Below are 15,393 nucleotides of genomic sequence, written 5' to 3'. Positions count from 1 at the left end.
GTGCCCACGCACATGGACAGGGACCACCTGCCCCGCTTCACGGCGGCGGCCGTCCAGGCCGCGCCCGTCTACCTCGATCCCGCCGCCACCGTGGACAAGGCCGTCGCCCTGATCGCCGAGGCCGCGGCGGGCGGGGCCGAACTGGTCGTCTTCCCCGAGGTGTTCGTCCCCGGGTACCCGTACTGGAACTGGACGATGAACCCGGTCCAGGGTTCGCCCTGGTTCGAGCGGCTCCAGCGCGCCTCCGTCGACATTCCCGGCCCGCACGTCGACCGCCTGCGGGCGGCCGCCCGCAGGCACGGCGTCGTCCTCGTCATCGGGGTCAACGAGCGCGTCCCGCACAGCCTCGGCGTCCTCCACAACACCCTGCTGACCATCGGACCCGACGGCGCACTCCTCGGGGTGCACCGCAAGCTGGTGCCGACCTGGGCCGAGAAGCTCACCTGGACCGGCGGTGACGGCAGCTCGCTCGTCGTCCACGACACCCCCGTCGGCCCCCTCGGCGTGCTGGCCTGCGGCGAGAACACCAACACCCTGGCCCGCTTCGCCCTCCTCGCCCAGGGCGAACTCGTCCACGCCTCCTGCTACATCGCCCTGCCCGTCGCCCCCGCCGACTACGACATGGCCGACGCGATCGCGGTCCGTACCGCGGCCCACAGCTTCGAGGGCAAGGTCTTCTCCGTGGTCGCCTGCTCCACCGTCTCCCCGGAGATCGTGGACCTGCTCGCCGGGGACGACGAGGAGCTCCGCAAGCAGTTCACGCGGCCGCGCAGCGCCCTGTCCGGGATCTTCGGCCCCGACGGCCGGCCCGTCACCGAACCCCTCGTCGACGACGAGGGCATCGTCTACGGCGAGATCGACCTCGCCAGGTGCATCCAGCCCAAGCAGATGCACGACATCGTCGGCCACTACAACCGCTTCGACGTCTTCCGCCTCGAAGTGGACAACCGCCCCAGGCCGCCGGTCACCTTCACCGCGCCCGTCGTTCCCGGCGCGCCCATCGCTCCCGCCGCTCCCGCCGCTCCCGAGGAGGACGAATGACCATCGAGCAGGACGACACCATGCTCGGCCGTGCCCGCGTGTCCGAGACCCCGGAACTCAGCCGCTACTACGAGGAGCTCGGCACGCTCGACGCGGGCGCGCTGTGGACCGTCGCCAACGACATCGAGCCCTGGTACCCGCAGCCGAAGTCGGTCCCGGTGCTCTGGCGGTACGAGGACCTGCGCCCCCTGGTCCACAAGGCCCTCGGCCTCGTCAAGGGCGACGACGCCGGACGCCGGGTCGTCATGCTCGTCAACCCGGGCCGCAAGGAGGTCAGCGCCGCCGTCGGCCTCCTCTACACCGGGCTGCAGATCATGGGCCCCGGCGAGGCGATGACCGCCCACCGCCACCAGGCCGCGGCCCTGCGCTTCGTCCACGAGGGCACGGGCGCCTGGACGATCGTCGACGGGCAGAAGCTGCGCGTCGGCCCCGGCGACTTCGCGATCACGCCGAACGGGACCTGGCACGAGCACGGCAACGAGGCGGACGACGCCCCCGTCATCTGGCAGGACGGACTCGACATCCCGCTGGTCAACGCCCTCGACGCGGGCTTCTACGAGGTCCACCCCGAGCTCTACCAGACCCCGGGAAAGGTCATCAACTCCTCCGTGCTGACCTACGGCGCGAACCTCCTCCCCTACGGCGTCGAGAAGTGGACCCGGCCCTACTCGCCGCTGCTCGCCTACCCCTGGGAGCCCACCTACGAGGCCCTGCGCAGCCTCGCGAAGGCGACCGAGGGGTCCCCGTACGACGGCGTGATCGCGGAGTACACCAACCCGGTCACCGGGGGTTCCGTCATGCCGACCATGGGCGCCCACATGCAGCTGCTGCGCCCCGGCCAGGCCACCCTCGCCCACCGCCACACCGGCTCGGTGATCTACACGGCGGCCAAGGGCCGCGGTGTCTCGGTGATCGCCGGACAGCGCTTCGAGTGGAAGCAGGGCGACATCTTCTGCGTCCCGTCCTGGGCCTGGCACGAGCACCACAACCTCGACGAGGCCGAGGACGCCTGCCTCTTCTCCTTCAACGACTTCCCCGTCATGCGCTCCCTCGGATTCCACCGGGAAGAGGCCTACGCCGACAACGGCGGCCACCAGCCCACCCTCTGAACCGCTCCGCCGTACCGGACGCCGCCGGCCCTGACACCGGCCCCGGTACGGCGGAGCCCCGCCGCCGATCCACCCCTCGCCACCCTCCCACTCCACTGCAAGGAGCCCCCATGAGGCTGCTCAGCTACACCCTCGACGATGCTTCCGTGCGTCTCGGCGCGCAGGTCGACGACCTCGTCGTGGACCTCACCACCCTGGCCCGGCGCGCCGGTGCGGAACTGCCCCTGGACCTGCTGTCCTTCATCCGGGCCGGCGCGGCCGCCCAGGAGACTGCGCGCGGCCTGCTGGCCGCCGGACCCGAAGCCCGGCCGGCCGAGGCCGTCCACCGGCTCGACGCCGTGACCCTGCGCGCACCCCTGCGCCCGGGCAAGATCATCGGAGTCGGCCTCAACTACATCGAGCACGTCGAGGAGTCCAGCCGCAGCCTCGACACCGACAAGGACCTGCCGCCGCGCCCCGTCCTCTTCGGCAAGCCCGCCACCGCCGTCACCGGACCCGGCCAGCCGATCCTGCACAACGCCGACCTCACCACCCAGCTCGACTGGGAGTGCGAACTCGCCGTCGTCATCGGCCGCACCGCCTTCCGGGTGAGCGAGGAGGACGCGTACGACCACATCTTCGGCTTCAGCATCGTCAACGACATCAGCGCCCGCGACCAGCGCCGCTCCGGCCAGTGGTTCTTCTCCAAGGGCCAGGACTCCTACGCCCCCTTCGGCCCGGTCGTCGTCACCCGCGACGAGATCCCGGACCCGATGGCCCTCGACCTCTCCCTGCGCGTCAACGGCGTCACCAAGCAGAAGTCGAACACCCGGCACATGCTCTTCCCCATCGCCCGCCTCATCGCCGACATCTCCTCCGGCATGACCCTGGAGCCCGGCGACGTCATCGCGACGGGCTCGCCGTCCGGCGTCGGCGCCGGCATGGTCCCGCCCGAGTTCCTGCGCCCCGGTGACACCGTCGAGGCCACGGTCGAAGGCATCGGCACCCTGACCAATCCCGTCGTCGACGCCCGCTGACCCCCCCCCACATACACACAGGCAAAGAGGAGTACCCGTGCCACCCCGCACCTACCGCATCGGCCAGATCGTGCCGAGCTCCAACGTCACCATGGAGACGGAGGTCCCGGCCATCCTCCGGGCCCGCGAGGCCGTCGCCCCCGACGAGCGCTTCACCTTCCACTCCAGCCGGATGCGCATGACCCACGTGACCCCGGAGCAACTGAGGGCCATGGACGCAGACTCCGACCGCTGCGCCGTCGAACTCTCCGACGCCCGGGTCGACGTACTGGGCTACGCCTGTCTGGTCGCCATCATGAGCATGGGCCTCGGCTACCACCGCACCTCGGAGCAGCGACTGCACACCCGGACGGTCGAGAACGGAGCGCCCGCCCCCGTCGTCACCAGCGCCGGGGCCCTCGTCCACGGGCTGCACACCATCGGCGCCCGGAAGATCGTGCTGCTGGCCCCGTACATGCGCCCGCTCACCCGGACCGTCGTGGACTACCTCACGCACGAGGGCATCGAGGTCCTCGACCACCAGGCCCTGGAGATCCCCGACAACCTCGACGTCGCCGCCCACGACCCGGCCCGGCTGCCCGGCCTCGCACAGGCGCTGGAACACGCGGACGCGGACGCGGTCGTGCTCTCGGCCTGCGTGCAGATGCCCTCCCTGGGCGCCATCGAGGAGGCCGAGCAGCTCCTGGGCAAGCCGGTGGTGTCCGCGGCCGTCTGCACCGCCCACCAGATGCTCCGGGCCCTGGACCTGGACGCGGTGGCCCCGGGAGCGGGCCACCTGCTGTCGGGCAAGTACGCGCGGACACCACTGCCGGGGCCGCCTGCCTAAGACTTGTGCGGCAGGTCGAGGTGGGTTGACGGACGCGGCGTGGGAGCGGATGGAGCCCTTGTTGCCGCAGGTGGACGGGCGTGGTCGGCCGTGGCGTGATCACCGTCAGGTGGTCGATGGTGTGCTGTGGCGTTTGCGGACCGGGGCTCCGTGGCGTGATCTGCCGGGGCGGTATGGGCCCGTGGCAGACCGTCTACGAGCGGTTCGCCCGCTGGGAGGCGGATGGCACGTGGGCAGGGCTGTTGGAGCATGTGCAGGTCCGTGACGACGCGGTGGGCCGGGTGGAGTGCTGTTGGTCCGCTCGCCGGCGTCTCCTCGCACTGGTGGATCATCGGAGGCGGCGTGTAGCCGCCGCCCGTGCGCGAGCATGCGCGCAGAGGCCCGGGGAGCGGATCTTCGCCGCGGTCCTCGGCGTGTTCGGGGTTCTGTGTGTCAACGGACGCCCGCGTCGAATCGTCGGCCGGATCCGGGACGACACCGCCGCGTCCAGGAACTGCTGGCCTGGCAGCACCCCCGCGGAGGCCGGTACGTGTCTGCTAGGTCTGCCTCTGCCTCTGCGTCTACGGCAGCGGCGGCAGCGTGTACTTCGGGATCGAGGGGTCCTTCGGGTCGAAGGGCGACGGCTTCCAGTCCAGTGTCGGGACGTGGGTCGGGGCCGGAGGCGGGTTGGGGCCCCGGTACGGGTTCTGCGGGATCTTCGACGACCCGGCCGTACTGCGCTTCGGCGCCGGCTTCGACCCATGGCTGGGCGAGGGCTTCGACCCCGCCGCCGTGGGCGACACCGCGTCGGAGGGCTCCGGGGCGGCCGGCTGCGAGACCGAGGGGGACGGCGAAGCCGTCGCCGCATCGGGACTCGCGGTCGGCGTCCCCGCCTTCTCCGCCGCCGGTGGGGTGGGCCCGCCCGCGGCGCCGGAGCAGCCGCCGAGCACCAGCCCGCCCATCAGCGCCGCGGTCACGGCCCCCGCCACTCTTCCGCCGGAGCTCACGCCCACCACCCGCCGTTCCCGTTCCGTCCTCCGCTCGAACCGGGCGATCGTAACTCAGCGCCCGGCACCCGATCCCGGCAGGATGACGGTGACCCCGCGCACCGCCGCCGAGCCCATCGCGGCCAGCGCCGCCGGAGCCGCGTCGAGTGTGATCGTCGAGGTGACCAGCAGGTCCGGCCGCAGCACACCGCCCCGGACGAGTTCCATCATCGGCGGATACGCGTGCGCCGCCATGCCGTGGCTCCCGAGGATCTCCAGCTCCCAGCCGATCACCCGGTCCATCGGCAGGACCGCCGCCCCGGCTGCCGTCGGCAGCAGCCCCACCTGCACGTGCCGCCCCCGCCGCCGCAGCCCGGCCACCGAGGCCGCGGCCGTGGCCGGTGACCCCAGCGCGTCGAGCGAGAGGTGCGCGCCCCCGCCGGTCAACTCCCGTACGGCCCCTGCGGTGTCGGCGCCGTCCCCGGCATCCACGCAGTGCACGGCGCCGAACTTCCGCGCCAGCTCCAGCGCCCCCGGCGCCGTGTCCACGGCGATCACCCGGGCCCCGGCCGCCGCCGCGATCATCACCGCGGAGAGGCCCACCCCGCCGCAGCCGTACACGCACACCCACTCGCCCGCCGCCGCGCGACCCTGTGCCACCACCGCCCGGAACGCCGTCGCGAAGCGGCACCCGAGACCGGCCGCCGTCACGTACGAGAGCTCCTCCGGCACGGCCACCAGATTCACATCGGCGTGGTCCAGGGCCACGTACTCGGCGAAGGACCCCCAGTGCGTGAACCCGGGCTGTGTCTGCCGTGCGCACACCTGGTGGTCACCGGCCGCACAGTCCGCGCAGCTGCCGCAGGCGCAGACGAACGGCGCCGTGACCCGGTCACCGACCCGCCAGTTCCGCACCCCTGCCCCCACGGCCTCGACCACACCCGCGAGTTCGTGCCCGGGGACGTGCGGCAGCACGATGTCCGGGTCGTGGCCCATCCAGCCGTGCCAGTCGCTGCGGCAGAGCCCGGTGGCCTCGACCCGCACCACCACCCCGCCCGCCGGCGGAGCCGGCTCCGGCACGTCCCTGACCTCGGCCCGCTCGCCGTACCGCTCGAAGACCACCGCTCGCACGGATCCCGCCCTCCACTCGACTGAGCGGCACGCTACCCCGGTCCGGCCCGCCCCCCAACGGCGCCGAGAGGCTTCCCGTTCCCCTGCCGCGGTGCCTCAGGGCGCGCCCTCACCCGCCCGGGCCAGGGCCAGCACCCCCGCGCAGATCAGGGCGACGCCCAGCAGCTGGGGGAGCAGCCACCAGCTCGACCGCAGGTGTTCCTCGTACAGGACCACGCCCAGCGCGACGCTGATGCTCGCGTCGCCCAGGGTCAGCGCGGGCTGCGAGGCGACCAGCGGCCCGCCCTGCATGGCGTGTTCCAGCAGCAGCAGGGCGCAGATGCCGCTCGCACCGAAGGCGTACGTCTCCCAAGTGGTCAGGAAGGCTCCGAGGCCGCCGTCGTCGAGGACGTGCACCGCGGATTTCATCAGGGCGGCCGTGAGCGCGTAGCAGACGGCCGTGGCTGCGCCGAGGCAGCAGGCCCGCGCACGGCCCGGCGGCCGGCGCAGTCCGGCCACGGCCAGGGCGGCGACGGCGATCGCGCACGCCACCAGGGCCACCACCCAGCGCTCGGGCGGCACGTCCGTACGGTTGCCCGCGGGCGAGGCGGCCACCAGCGTGACCCCGAGCCCGGCCACCACCCCCGCCACGGCCAGCCAGAGCGCCCGGGGCAGCCGCTGCCGCGTCACCAGCGAGGCGATCAGCAGCGCGAGCGGCAGCTCCAGCACGAACAGGGGCTGTACGAGGGCCAGCGCGCCCGTGGCCAGCGCCGCCGCCTGCCCCACCCCCGCCGCGATCACGGCCAGGATGCCGCCGATCCACAGCGGCCGCCGCAGCAGATCGAGGACCAGGCCGAAGCGGAAGCCGTCGCTCTGCGGCACGGTGAGGGCGGCCCGCCGCTGGAGCACGGTGGCGAGCGCGTTGCTGAACGCCGCGAACAGCGCGAAGAGGACCGGCAGGACGACGCCCATGCCCCGATCCTCACGGCGCCGGACGCCCGTCCGCGGTACGACACCGGGCCGGGGTGCTCACGTCCCGGGCATTCCCCCGTCCGGACCTGCCCGGCAGCCTTCAGGCACGCCCCGCCGCCCGGCGCAGGGCCAGTGCCGCGAGGGCCTCCGGGGCGCCGGCCTGGCCCCGGATGCCGGGGAAGGCGTTGATGTCCACGATCAGCGGTGTACCGCCCCCGGTGTCGATGATGTCCACGCCGTAGACGTCCAGCGCGAACACGGCGCCCACCTCGCGCACGAGGTCGGCCCATCCGGAAGGCAGTTCGGCCAGGGGCAGGGGCCGGGTGGGCCCACGGCCACCGGGGGAGAGCTCGGACCGGCGCAGGGCCGAGAAGACCTCGTCCCCGATCGCCCACAGTTTGTGGTCCCAGCCGCTGTTGACCGCGTACTCCTGCACCACGACCGGCTCGTGCGGCCATTCCCGGGCCAGCTCCCGCAGGCGCGCACTGTCGTTCACGCGGGCCACCAGGTCGCCCCGGCGGCTGCGCCGGCTCTTGACCACCACGGGAGCGTCGAGCCGGGTCCCGGCCGCCCAGCCGGAGAGGGAGGCGTGGGTACCGGTCGCGGCGAAGGGCAGCCCGGCCCGCAGGGCGAGATCGGCCATCTCCGTACGGTCCTGGCACAGTGCGGTGGCCGGAGCGGAGTTCACCACGGCCGCTCCCCGTTGCTCCAGGTGCCGGGCGAGCTCCAGTGCGTGCGGCGTCCGCGACTTCAGCAGGTACACGTCGGCCAGGGGCAGCGGCACCTCCCCGGGGGTGACCGGGTCGAGCGCCTCCACCTCGTGATCCGGGGCCAGCAGCGCGGTGGTGTCCGCCAGCAGCGGATGACCGGGCTCGGGGGTGATCAGGCAGATCCTCATGCGCCGTCGCCCCCCACGGCGGAGACCTGCGTCGGGTGCTGAGCCGGGACCTGTGCCTGGACCTGCGCCTGGGCCTGGACCGGGAGCTGTGCCTGGGCCTGAGCCGGGATCGGCAGGGGCAGCGCGTACGGCAGTGCCACGGGCGCCGGCGGCTGCCCCGAACCACCCGCCCGCGCCAGCTCCAGTACCGCCCGGGCCACCCGCGCGGCCGCGTCCGGCACCTGACGGAAGCTCGGGAAGTCGTTCACGTCGACGACCACCGGCCCGTCCGGGCCCAGCAGCACGTCCACGCCGTACAGGTCCAGCCCGTACACCGCCCCCACCTGAGCGGCGATCGCCGCCACCTCGGCCGACAGCGGCACCCGGCGCTCCCGCACCGCGGGGTCCGGGTGCAGCGGTGAACACCGCTCGGTCGCGAACAGCTCCCCGCCGACCGCGTACACCTTGATGTCCGTGCCCGAGTTGGGCACGTACGGCTGGGCGATGAGCAGCCCCTCGCCCGCGAGCACGGGCAGCAGGGCCTCCAGCCGCTCCGGCGAGTGCACCAGGTGCACGGCCCGCCCGGAGCTTCCGTCGGCGGGCTTGACGACGAGCGGGTACTCCGCCGACGGGATCTCCCGGAGCAGCTCGGGGCTCGCCACGGCGTACGTCGGCGGCAGCGGGAGCCCCCGGCCGCGCCCGATGGCGGCGGCGAGCGCCTTGTCCCGTACGCCCCGGATCGACCGGGCGTCGTTGACGGTGGTCGTCCCGGCCGAGGCCGCGGCCTCCAGCAGGGTCAGACCCGGGCCGCCGGAAACCGTCTTGAGGACCCAGGCGTCGTGCGCACCCGCGTCCACCGCCTCGGTCATCCGCAGCAGTGAGCCGCCCGGCCGCACCACGTCCACCCGGTGCCCCCACGCGGTGAGCTGCCGGATCACCTCGTTCGGCATGCCGTCGTGGCGGTAGTGCTCCTCCACCAGGAAGCAGAGCCTCATGGACCTTCCCCATATTCCCCGGACGTCCGCCGATACCGTCCGGCGAGTTGTGACGTCACAGGATGTCATGGACCGCAATGTGATGATCGGTCCGCGTGTGGGGTTCGTGATGCACTTCCATGACGGGCTTCCCGCCTCACACCGCCGGTGCCGCCGCGGGCGCCGGCGTACTCGCCGGGAACGACGGGCTCAACGGTGGCGGCGGTGGAGCTGCAGGGTGGTGAAGACCGCCACGCCCAGGGTGATGTGCATGAGGGACAGGGCCGCGACGGTGCCGCCGTCGGCACCGGACGACAGCGGGCCGGCGACCGACAGCAGCGCCAGTCCGGTGCCCACGTACTGCGCGATCCGCAGGAACACCGGCTTCCACAGGGCCAGCAGGAGGGCGGCGCCCACCCCGGCCACCAGCGGGACCACGGAGGAGCCGATGACGCCCCCGACCGTGATCGGGTGCTCGTCGCCGCCGTCGACGACGACGAGAGAGGCGTCGGCCAGAGTGGCGACGGTGAGGACGATCAGATTGACCACGGTCGCGCCGACCGCGCCCGCGGTCAGCACCTGCCACCAGGTGAGGCCGGACCGGCGGGCGGCGGGGGCGGTGGGAACGGAGCTCGGAACGGCACTGCTCGACATGGGAATTCCTCCAGCGGACGGGGCTTCGCGCCGCCCTTCGGCGGCCGCATGCAAAAGCCTCCGACCTGAACCTCACTTGAGGTCAAGCGCCTCGTCCCGGCAGTCTTCGGAGGGCCGGGGGAAGGCGCCGTAAATCCGGGTGAATGATCGGACAACCGGCTGCTACGTTGATCGTGTGCCGAAGCTGAATCAGATCATCGCAGTGGAAAAGGGCGTCAAGTCCAAGTCCCTCCAGGAGCTCACCCAGGCTCACCACGACGTCCAGAAGCCCGCCCTGCTGGCCGGCATCTCCCGGACCTACCAGCCCAAGGACGAGGAGGGCGAGCAGTTGCCGCCCGAGTCCACCCGGGTGCAGGTCAAGGCCGAGGACGTGCTGCGCGCGACGGCCGGGACCCTGACGCGGCTGTTCGACGTGACGGCGACCAAGGACTGGGCCAACCGCAGCGCGGCCGCCGATGTCGTCGTGGACGGAACGGTCCTGCTGGCGCAGGTCCCCGTGCCGTACCTGCTCTTCCTGGAGAAGCAGCTCACGGACCTCCACACCTTCGTGCGGAAGCTGCCGGTGCTGGACGCCTCCGAGTCCTGGAACCTGGACCCGTCCACGGACTCCTGGAAGACGGACGCGGTGCGCACCATCCGTACCAAGAAGGTGCCGCGCAACCACGTGAAGGCCGAGGCCACCGAGAAGCACCCGGCGCAGGTCGAGGTGTACTACGAGGACGTGGCGGTCGGCTACTGGACGACCGTGAAGTTCTCCGGCGCACTGCCGGCCCGACGGGTCAACGAGCTGCTCGACCGCGTGGAGAAGCTCCAGCAGGCCGTCAAGTTCGCCCGCGAGGAGGCCAACAGCGCCGAGGTCACCGACCAGCGGGTCGGGGACGCGGTGTTCGGCTACCTGTTCAGGTAGCCCCGAAGACTCCCCCTGTATGTCTGCAGGGGGTGCGCGAGAGCGCAAGCTGAAACTGATGTTGAAGCTGAACTCGGGGTGTCAGTTGGGGGTTCGAATCCCTCCCCCGGCATTACGTGCCGGGGTGGCCCAAGCCGGTAGAGGCGGCCCCATGAATCTCAGATTCTCGCTCCAGTCTCAGTATTCGCCGCCGAACACCGGATCGACCGAGCGTGGACGGTCATCGACGGATGGGGGTTCAAGTCCCCTCTGCGCCTCTCCTCATGGCGCGGTAGTTCAAAGGCAGAACACGTCGATCTAAGAATGATCCGCGACTCTTAAACGTGCCGGTGTGCGCAATTGGGTGGCAAGCAGGAGCCCGGGAGCTGGGTGTGCTCCCGGGCTCCGTCACGTTCCGGGTCAGACCGGCACCGGTACCGACACGAAGGTCTTGCCCGACTCGTTCTCGACCAGAATCGCCCTCACGTCCGCCGGGTCCACGGCCGCCGATCCGTCCAGCGCCGCGCCCTTGCCCTCACCGTTGCCCTGGCTGCCCGTGACCCAGCTGCCGGCGGTGGTGCGCGTCCCGTTCTTCGAGACCACGACCAGCCGGCACCGCTCACCCGGCGCCACTCCCGTGACCGCCGCGCGCACCCGCACCCACTTCGTGGCGGGCGTCATCTGTACGGTCATCCGCGCCCCCGTGACCTGATCGGTCGCGGAGAGCACCTTGGTCCCGGCGGGCGGCGGCGAGGGGTCCGCCGTGGCCGTCGGGGACGGCGGGACAGGAAGCGCGACGGCCCCGGAATCGCCCGTACCCAGCTGTGTGCCCGCCCAGAACACCGCGGCGAGCGAGGCCGCCACGGCCAGGCCCGTGAAACCCGCGCGTCGGCGCCGGTCACCGGACCGCTCGCCCCGCATCTGCCGCAGGGTGCGCTGGAGCAGCAGGTCACCGCCCTGCGGCGGTCCGTCGAGGAACGCCTCGTCGGGCACCTCGCCCAGTGCTGCCTCCATCTCGCGCAACGCGGCCACCTCCTCCCGGCATTCCATGCATCCGATCGTGTGTTCCTCGACCCGGCGGACCTCCTCGACGTCGAGGACGCCGAGAACGTACGGGCCGAGCAGTTCCTCCTCGTGCCGCTGCCGGTTCATGCCACCACCTCACGCAGTCCGGCGGGCTGCTGGGGCGGCCTGCCCGATCGTTTTCCTTCTCTGGGACCGCTGTCCCTGAATCCGTCGCTCTTGAAGACGTCGCGCAGCGCCTTGAGGGCGTAGTGCGAACGCGATTTGACCGTACCCGCCGGGATGCCGAGGCTGTCGGCCGCCTCCGCGACGCTGAGCTGCCGGTAGTACAACTCCTTCAGGACGTCCCGGTGTTCCGGCGACAGCTGATCGAGGGCCCCCAGGACCGTCATGCTGTCGACCACGGAGTCGGCGTGGTCCGCCTCCACCGGGGGAGCGGACGAGGCCCCGGAGACCTCCGGAGGCCGGGCGGCCCTGGCCCGGTAGCGGTCCGTGATGATGTTGCGGGCGACCGTGAGCAGCCAGCCGCGCACCGAGCCCTTTCCGTTGACCAGCACCTCGGAGTGCCGCCAGGCCCGTATGAGGGTCTCCTGGACGACGTCCTCGGCGGCGGCCCGGTCTCCGGTCAGCCGGGTGGCGTACGCAAGCAGGGCGTGACCGTGCTCCTCGTACACCGACTTGATCAGTGCTTCATCGGTCGAGCCCCGCCGAGTGCGGGGCCACAGTGGTCCGGCCATCTCACCCTCTCCGTCTTCCTCGCATATGTGGTGCGGTCGGAACACGCCACCGGGACGGATTCGGTTCATGTGACCTACCTCACTCGGTGGGTCACTCGGTCCGGCGTCCGGGTCCGGCGCGCGAGTCCGTCACTCGGGTCCGGTGCTCAGGCCCGGTGCTCAGGCCCGGCAGTTCCGGTTCTTGTTGAGGCATTCGACGACTCCGGCCATCTGCCGCTCGGTCATCGCGTTCACGAACATCGCGTGATCCGTCTTCGGGCTGTGCCGCTGTTCGGGGAAGGAGTCGAGCGCCACGTTCAGCCCCGGGGGGATCTCGTACGCGAGGGAGACGCGCAGTTCGGGCACGGGGAAGGTGTCGTTCGGGCAGACGCCGTTCGCGGCCGGGAAGCGCAGGTGCGAACGGTGCGTGGTGGCGCCGGCGGTGTCGATTCCGTTCCAGCAGCTCGGGAACACCAGGGTGCGGGTGACGCGCTCGCCCGCGGGGCAGCGCGGGTAGCGCGTGGTGGAGCGGTCCGGGGAGCCCGAACACCCCCAGCGGGCCCGGACGTCCGCCTCGCTGTCCGCCGTGAAGGCGACGGCGTCGCCGGTGATGCCGCGCAGGAAGCGCGGCATGGGGACCACCTTGCTCACGGGATTGCCGCGGAACTCCACAAGGACGGAGGCCTCCGGCACGATCTCACCGACGTTCCCGTGCCCCGCCGCACCCTCGTGCGCGTGCGTGCCCGCGCGGTCGGGGCGGCGCAGGACGGGCCAGTAGTACGTGGACCGGTCGCCGCCCGTACAGCTCGTGGCGGCCGCGGCCAGCGATGCGTCGGTCGACATCGCGTTCGTGGAGAGGTTCCCGACGTAGGCGTGGGTGTGATGGGCGCCGCCCGTCAGGCCGGGTGAGACCACCAGGTTGTCCTCGTTGTAGTGCCCCTGCTCGTTGCGGCCGCAATTGACGACCATGGAGCCGGCCGACCCCTCGGGCCCCGGGGCGGGAGCGGCTGCCGGGACGCGCGGGACGTCACGTATGTCGACGTAGTCGGACGCCACCGGCCCCCCGGCCGCAGCCCCGGCATCCGGCCCGGTCGCCCGCGACACTCCCAGGACCGCTGCTGTCAGCCCACCGCCCAGGACCAGGCAGATGACGAGTATGAGCAGTCGGTGTTCGTTCCACATGGCGGTCACGGTTGCCGCTGACGCCCCCGTCGTCAACTGGCGATCCGCATGACGGTCGCCGCGCCGCGGTTCGTGTGTTCCGGTGGAGGGTGGTCGGCCGGCGAGGATCCTCGCGGCGTCCTGGGCCGGTCCGGCGGGCCGGCGCGAACCCTCAGTTCCGCGCGGCCGCCCGGAGGACCGGGGCGATGACGGCAGCGGCCTGCTCCGGGTGCGCCTCGAACCACGCGCCGAGGTGTTCCCGGACGGCTTGGGCGACGCAGGCACGCACCATGTCTCCGCCCGGTTCGTGGCGTGCGAAATCGACGAAGTCGGGATCGTCGAGTTTGACCGACACGACCGCCGTCAGCCCCACGCCGATGCGGTCGGCGGCCGTCTGCAGCCCGCGCGTCCGCGCGTACGCGTCGATCGCCGCCACCACCCCCTCGCGCAGGCCCGCCTCATGGGTGCCCGTGCCCGTGTGCGTGGCCAGGCTGTTGGTGAAGCCCCGGACGTCCTCCTCGCGCGAGTCGCACCACTGCAGGGCGACCTCCATGGTCCCCGCCATCCGCGGGTCGTCCCGCTCGAAGCCGAGGACGTCCGACCGAACGGGCGCTTTGGACCGCACGCCGAGGGCGGCGACGAAGTCCCGCACCCCTCCCGGGAATCGAAACCGGACCACCCGGGGCCCGCCCGGATCGCGCTCGTCGGTCAGGGTGACGTCCAGGCCGCGGTTGAGGAAGGCCAGTGTCCTGAAGCACTCCGCGAGCACGTCGAACTCGCACTGAGCGGGCCCGAAGACGGTGTCGTCGGGCCGGAAGGCGATGGTGGTCCCGGTCCCGATCGCCGGCCCTGCGGCGCCGGGTGGGGCGAGGGCAACGCCGCGCTCGTACTCCTGCATCCAGCGGACCCCCTCGCGCCGCACCTCGGCCGTCAAGCGGCTCGAGAGGGCGTTGGCGACGCAGGGCCCGATGCCGAAGAGGCCCATGGCAACGGCCCGGCGGCCGCCGGGCTCCCGCCCAGCGTGCGGTCGGGTCAACAGGGCTTCGAGACCGGGACCGTCAGTGCCCCCGGCCTCCTCGAAGGGGATGCCCGGCCCGTCATCGGCGACCCGCACGCCCCCGTCGGCCGTGAGGGTGACGCCGGCTCCGGTCCGAGCGAGTGACCGGGCCCGGACCCCTGCACCCCCGGCCTCCCGCCCCCCCGCCAAGGGGCCGAGGTTGTCCGTGGGGCTTCTTGTCCGGCCCGGCGGCAACCGCGCACAGTGGGCCGCATGACACCAGCCCTGACACCCGCCGAGCTCCTGCACGCATTCGCCCGCACCCGCGCCTCGCTCGACGGGGCCGAGGTCACCTACTGGTGGACCGGGGACGTCCACTCCTGGGCCCCCGGCGAGCCCTACCGGCGCCTCTTCGGCTTCGAGGGGCTCAACGTCGCGCGCCTCGTGGCGGACGAGGAGCTCGGCGGCTACCAGCTCCTGTCCAGGGAGGCCGCCTTCTACCTCGACCCCGCGACCCGGGAGATCCTGGAGACCTGGCAGGACAAGCCGGTGGTCCACGTCTGGAACGATCCGGCCAACCAGAAATGGCGGCCGTTCCCGGTCCCCGTGACGGAACTGGGCGACCAGATCTGCTTCAGCCTGGAGATCCCGCTGGCCTACCCCTCGCCCCTGCCGGTCGAGGAGTACCCCGCCCAGTCGGCCGACGACAGCTACCGGGCGCTCGAGCTCTTCCAGTTCTTCGCCCCCGCGAGCGCCCTGACCACCGACGCGGTGAGCGTCCCCGCCACGATGTCCTGGACCCGGATGTCCCCGTGGCTGCCCTGGATGGAACAGGGACAGCGTCCCGGCGGCCTCACCTTCCACTGCCGCGGCCGCAAGCTGGACGCGTACGCGCAGGTTCCGGAGCGCACCCGCGCCCACATCGCGCAGCACCACCCCGAATTCGCCCAGGCGCCGGAGAAGTGGAGCGAGCCGAACGAGACCAGCTGGACGTACTTCCGCAAGCTGTTCCCGCCCGTGTAGGAGCCGCCCCTCCCGCCCGGCCCCCGCCCGCCCCTCCGCCAGG

Annotated in this window: 16 protein-coding genes and 1 pseudogene; 7 read left to right on the top strand and 10 right to left on the bottom strand. The window is 72.3% G+C overall.

What is annotated here, in order from left to right; translation table 11 throughout:
• The first annotated feature begins 12 nt into the window (after positions 1–12).
• The 5 genes and pseudogenes from OG444_RS03865 to OG444_RS03845 all read left to right on the top strand — a co-directional run.
• Positions 13–1,041 carry a carbon-nitrogen hydrolase family protein gene (locus OG444_RS03865; RefSeq protein WP_327260744.1) on the top strand — a complete coding sequence of 343 codons (1,029 nt, stop codon included), beginning with the start codon at positions 13–15 and terminating at the stop codon, positions 1,039–1,041.
• Positions 1,038–2,150 (top strand): cupin domain-containing protein, encoded by a 1,113-nt coding sequence (locus tag OG444_RS03860; protein WP_327260743.1) that lies wholly within the window; start codon positions 1,038–1,040, stop codon positions 2,148–2,150. Before OG444_RS03865 ends, OG444_RS03860 begins: the two co-directional genes overlap by 4 nt.
• A gap of 110 nt (positions 2,151–2,260) precedes the next feature.
• On the top strand, positions 2,261–3,166 hold the full coding sequence (locus tag OG444_RS03855) for a fumarylacetoacetate hydrolase family protein (RefSeq protein ID WP_327260742.1): 906 nt from the start codon (positions 2,261–2,263) through the stop codon (positions 3,164–3,166).
• A 91-nt stretch (positions 3,167–3,257) separates the two neighbouring features.
• Complete coding sequence (locus tag OG444_RS03850; RefSeq protein ID WP_327266651.1) at positions 3,258–3,992, top strand: maleate cis-trans isomerase family protein; 735 nt, start codon at positions 3,258–3,260, stop codon at positions 3,990–3,992.
• A gap of 49 nt (positions 3,993–4,041) precedes the next feature.
• Positions 4,042–4,279 (top strand): annotated as a pseudogene (locus OG444_RS03845) (transposase); the annotation flags it as partial.
• Between the two features lie 273 nt (positions 4,280–4,552).
• Here OG444_RS03845 and OG444_RS03840 read toward each other — a convergent pair.
• The 6 genes from OG444_RS03840 to OG444_RS03815 form a co-directional block, all read right to left on the bottom strand.
• On the bottom strand, positions 4,553–4,948 hold the full coding sequence (locus OG444_RS03840; RefSeq protein WP_327260741.1) for a hypothetical protein: 396 nt from the start codon (positions 4,946–4,948) through the stop codon (positions 4,553–4,555).
• Positions 4,949–5,032: 84 nt separating this feature from the next.
• Positions 5,033–6,088 carry a zinc-dependent alcohol dehydrogenase family protein gene (locus OG444_RS03835; RefSeq protein WP_327260740.1) on the bottom strand — a complete coding sequence of 352 codons (1,056 nt, stop codon included), beginning with the start codon at positions 6,086–6,088 and terminating at the stop codon, positions 5,033–5,035.
• A 96-nt stretch (positions 6,089–6,184) separates the two neighbouring features.
• The gene (locus OG444_RS03830; protein ID WP_327260739.1) at positions 6,185–7,039 is read right to left on the bottom strand and encodes a DMT family transporter; all 855 of its coding nucleotides are present in this window, start codon (positions 7,037–7,039) and stop codon (positions 6,185–6,187) included.
• Between the two features lie 100 nt (positions 7,040–7,139).
• Complete coding sequence (locus tag OG444_RS03825; protein WP_327260738.1) at positions 7,140–7,937, bottom strand: ATP-grasp domain-containing protein; 798 nt, start codon at positions 7,935–7,937, stop codon at positions 7,140–7,142.
• Positions 7,934–8,911 (bottom strand): ATP-grasp domain-containing protein, encoded by a 978-nt coding sequence (locus OG444_RS03820; protein WP_327260737.1) that lies wholly within the window; start codon positions 8,909–8,911, stop codon positions 7,934–7,936. Before OG444_RS03820 ends, OG444_RS03825 begins: the two co-directional genes overlap by 4 nt.
• Before the next feature lie 189 nt (positions 8,912–9,100).
• Complete coding sequence (locus OG444_RS03815) at positions 9,101–9,544, bottom strand: DUF6069 family protein (protein WP_327260736.1); 444 nt, start codon at positions 9,542–9,544, stop codon at positions 9,101–9,103.
• A gap of 175 nt (positions 9,545–9,719) precedes the next feature.
• Between OG444_RS03815 and OG444_RS03810 the strand changes: the two genes are divergently transcribed.
• The gene (locus tag OG444_RS03810; RefSeq protein ID WP_327260735.1) at positions 9,720–10,451 is read left to right on the top strand and encodes a DUF7873 family protein; all 732 of its coding nucleotides are present in this window, start codon (positions 9,720–9,722) and stop codon (positions 10,449–10,451) included.
• A 399-nt stretch (positions 10,452–10,850) separates the two neighbouring features.
• On the opposite strand, the gene OG444_RS03805 is transcribed toward OG444_RS03810, so the two are convergent.
• The 4 genes from OG444_RS03805 to OG444_RS03790 all read right to left on the bottom strand — a co-directional run bounded on the left by OG444_RS03805 (position 10,851) and on the right by OG444_RS03790 (position 14,444).
• Entirely contained in the window at positions 10,851–11,582 is a 732-nt protein-coding gene (locus OG444_RS03805; protein ID WP_327260734.1) for a zf-HC2 domain-containing protein, read from the bottom strand.
• The gene (locus OG444_RS03800; protein ID WP_327260733.1) at positions 11,579–12,190 is read right to left on the bottom strand and encodes a sigma-70 family RNA polymerase sigma factor; all 612 of its coding nucleotides are present in this window, start codon (positions 12,188–12,190) and stop codon (positions 11,579–11,581) included. The genes OG444_RS03805 and OG444_RS03800 overlap by 4 nt, the downstream gene beginning before the upstream one ends.
• Before the next feature lie 159 nt (positions 12,191–12,349).
• Positions 12,350–13,351 carry a DUF1996 domain-containing protein gene (locus OG444_RS03795; protein WP_327260732.1) on the bottom strand — a complete coding sequence of 334 codons (1,002 nt, stop codon included), beginning with the start codon at positions 13,349–13,351 and terminating at the stop codon, positions 12,350–12,352.
• Between the two features lie 151 nt (positions 13,352–13,502).
• Positions 13,503–14,444 (bottom strand): DNA gyrase subunit B, encoded by a 942-nt coding sequence (locus tag OG444_RS03790; protein ID WP_327260731.1) that lies wholly within the window; start codon positions 14,442–14,444, stop codon positions 13,503–13,505.
• Between the two features lie 156 nt (positions 14,445–14,600).
• Between OG444_RS03790 and OG444_RS03785 the strand changes: the two genes are divergently transcribed.
• Positions 14,601–15,350 (top strand): DUF1838 family protein, encoded by a 750-nt coding sequence (locus tag OG444_RS03785; RefSeq protein ID WP_327260730.1) that lies wholly within the window; start codon positions 14,601–14,603, stop codon positions 15,348–15,350.
• Positions 15,351–15,393 lie beyond the last annotated feature (43 nt).

The organism is Streptomyces sp. NBC_01232 (assembly GCF_035989885.1).
Classification (GTDB): Bacteria; Actinomycetota; Actinomycetes; order Streptomycetales; family Streptomycetaceae; genus Streptomyces.
Note: the sequence above shows the minus strand (reverse complement) of the source record. Positions and strands in the feature narration are given on the sequence as shown.